This window comes from Herminiimonas sp., from assembly GCF_030645555.1.
Lineage (GTDB): Bacteria > Pseudomonadota > Gammaproteobacteria > Burkholderiales > Burkholderiaceae_D > Oxalicibacterium.
Window position 1 is genome coordinate 1 of the sequence record NZ_JAUSME010000319.1, and the last position, 3,067, is coordinate 3,067.

The 3,067-nt window shown below is 57.9% G+C and carries 4 protein-coding genes; 3 read left to right on the forward strand and 1 reads right to left on the reverse strand.

Annotation, left to right across the window (positions count from 1 at the left end; genetic code table 11):
- Positions 1–434, reverse strand: a 434-nt coding sequence (locus tag Q7T06_RS11925) for a UPF0758 domain-containing protein (protein ID WP_304784942.1), incomplete at its 3' end; no start/stop codon positions are given.
- A 128-nt stretch (positions 435–562) separates the two neighbouring features.
- Between Q7T06_RS11925 and Q7T06_RS11930 the strand changes: the two genes are divergently transcribed.
- The 3 genes from Q7T06_RS11930 to Q7T06_RS11940 form a co-directional block, all read left to right on the forward strand.
- On the forward strand, positions 563–1,018 hold the full coding sequence (locus Q7T06_RS11930) for a peptidylprolyl isomerase (protein WP_304784944.1): 456 nt from the start codon (positions 563–565) through the stop codon (positions 1,016–1,018).
- 23 nt (positions 1,019–1,041) lie between these two features.
- Positions 1,042–1,980, forward strand: coding sequence for a 4-hydroxy-3-methylbut-2-enyl diphosphate reductase (gene ispH / locus Q7T06_RS11935; protein WP_304784946.1), 939 nt, complete (start codon positions 1,042–1,044; stop codon positions 1,978–1,980).
- 172 nt (positions 1,981–2,152) lie between these two features.
- The coding region (locus Q7T06_RS11940; RefSeq protein ID WP_304784949.1) for a branched-chain amino acid ABC transporter permease at positions 2,153–3,067 on the forward strand (915 nt) is incomplete at its 3' end.

Sequence of the window (3,067 nt, forward strand, 5' to 3'; positions counted from 1 at the left end):
CCGCGGAACAGTTCTTCGCAGGCGATCAGCCTGTTCCTGACATCGAGGAACAGGATGGCGAACGATTCATAGGCTTTGCCGCCCAGCAGCAATTGCAGATATTGTTTGACTGCCTGCGGCGAGCTGAGCGCTATGCCGGCCTGCAGTTCTTCTGCAAGCGAACGCCGCGCCAGTTCCAGCACTGCCTGCAGCTGCGCATATTTTGCCGGGCCGAGGCCATTGAGTTTGGAAAAATCATCCAGCGTGGCCGAGAACAAGCCATTGAGCGAGCCAAAATGCGCCACCATGTCGCGCCCCAGGTCGACGGCGCTTTTGCCAGTCACGCCCACGCGCAGGAATACAGCCAGCAATTCGGCATCGGACAGTATCGTGGCGCCATGCCTGATCAGGCGCTCGCGCGGGCGGTGTTCTTCCGGCCAGTCTGTAATTGCCATATGAATTTGTCAGGAAAGAGTGACAGCTGTGGCTAGGGGTGGAAAGTTTATCTGCCTGTTCAATTATCGGAAGGCTCGAATGCGCAACGTGGCTTAAAATAGCGCGTGTTGTGCAAACTGGAATTTTAATGTCAAATTTACCACATCCTGTCGTCACTGAAGCGGCCTATCTGACCCTGCATTACCGCCTTGCCTCGGCGGATGGCACGGATATCATCAGCACCTTTGCCGCTAATCCAGCCACGCTGCAATTGGGCAACAGCCAGCTGGCACCATTTCTGGAAGCCTGCCTGATCGGCTTGGAAGAGGGCGCGCACGATACGTTTGAATTGCCGCCTGAGCGTGCCTTCGGTCCGCGCAATCCGGAACTGATACAGCGGCTCTCGCGTGGCGTGCTCGAGCAGAACTCGGCCCCGGGCGACGATTATGCAATTGGCGACCTGGTCGAATTTGCAGCCCCCAGCGGCGGCAAGTTTGCCGGCGTGCTGCGCGAGATCAATGAAGAAACTGCGGTGTTCGATTTCAATCATCCGCTGGCTGGCCAGACCCTGAAGTTTGAAGTCAAGATCATCGGCATACTGTAACAAGCACCGCTTCAAGGATAAAGATGGATACTGAAATTTTACTGGCTCAACCGCGCGGTTTTTGCGCTGGTGTAGATCGTGCGATAGAAATCGTTGAACGCGCGCTGACTGAATTCGGCGCGCCGATTTACGTGCGTCATGAAATCGTGCACAACGCTTATGTCGTCACCGATTTGCGCAACAAGGGCGCGATCTTCATCGAAGAGCTGGCAGATGTGCCGGCCGGGAATACCGTCGTGTTTTCCGCCCATGGCGTATCCAAGGCGGTTCAGGCAGAGGCCGAGCAGCGCGGCTTGCGCGTATTCGATGCGACTTGCCCGCTGGTCACCAAGGTGCATATCGAAGTCGAGAAAATGCGTCGCGATGGTCGCGAAATTGTCATGATAGGCCACGATGGCCATCCGGAAGTCGAAGGCACGATGGGCCAGACTGAAGACGGCATGCACCTGGTGGAAACAGTCGAGGATGTGCACAAACTGCAGGTCAAGAATCCGGACCTGGTGTCGTATGTGACGCAAACCACGCTGTCGATAGACGACACTGCCGATGTGATAGCCGCATTGAAGAGTAAATACCCGAATATTTCAGAACCGAAAAAAGCCGACATCTGTTACGCCACCACCAACCGGCAGGAAGCTGTCAAGTTCATGGCGCCGCAAGTCGACCTGGTGATCGTGGTCGGCAGCCCGAACAGTTCCAACTCCAACCGCTTGCGCGAAGTGGCCGAGAAAAGGGGCGTGCCCTCGTACATGGTCGACAATGCTTCGCAAATCGATCCTGAGTGGCTGCAGGACAAGCGCCGCATCGGCGTCACGGCCGGGGCTTCCGCGCCCGAAGTGCTGGTGCAGGCAGTGATAGACAGGCTCAAGGAATGCGGCGCCAAGAGCGTGCGTACGCTCGAAGGCGTGGAAGAGCATGTCACGTTCCCGCTGCCCAAGGGTTTGGGCGGACCCAGGCGCTGAAGCGCTGCAACATCGACAGGCTGGCCTGAGCTCGTTAATGTCGGCTTGAGCAGGCAGCCTTCCGCTGGCGCGCATCAGCGCCATCAGGCAGCTCGCTAATTTTATCTGTACGGATCGGCGCACCTCGCCGGCACGCACTTGAGAGACGTCCCTTCAGGAGAGCAGGCACCCTATGGATATTTTTATCCAGCAAATCATCAACGGCCTGGTACTCGGCAGCATGTATGCGCTGGTCGCGCTCGGCTACACGATGGTGTATGGCGTACTCAACCTGATCAATTTCGCGCATGGCGACGTATTGATGATAGGCGCGATGGCCAGCCTGACCATCCTCAAGATGGTCAATACGCTGGCGCCTGATCTGCCTGGCGTGGTCAAGCTGATCATTGCCATCCTCGGCGCGATCCCGGTCTGCGTGGCAGTCAATGTCTTGATCGAGCGCGTCGCCTATCGCCGCTTGCGCAATGCGCCGCGCCTGGCGCCGCTGAGTACCGCCATCGGCGTGTCGATACTGCTGCAAACCCTGGCGATGATGATCTGGGGCCGCAGCCCGATTCCCTTTCCGCAAGTCATGTCCACCGAACCGCTGCACATCATGGGCGCGCTGATTTCACCTACGCAGGTGATGTTGCTGATACTCGCTGCCATCTCGATGATCATGCTGGTGCTGTTGATAGAAAAAACCAGGATGGGCCGTGCGATGCGCGCGACGGCGGAAAACCCGCGTGTCGCAGGATTGATGGGCGTGGATTCGAATCGCGTGATCGTGATGACGTTTGCGATAGGTGCGGCGCTGGCCGCGATTGCCGGCGTCATGTGGGCGGCCAATTATTCTTCGGCGCAATTTGCAATGGGCTTCGTGCCGGGTCTGAAGGCATTTTCTGCTGCAGTACTGGGCGGCATAGGCAATATCTACGGCGCGATGCTGGGCGGCATACTGCTCGGCCTTATCGAGAGCCTGGGCGCCGGATATATCGGCGACCTGACTGGCGGTTTCCTCGGCAGCCATTACCAGGACATCTTTGCCTTCGTGGTCTTGATCATCGTCCTCACGCTGCGACCGTCCGGCATCATGGGCGAGCGCGTG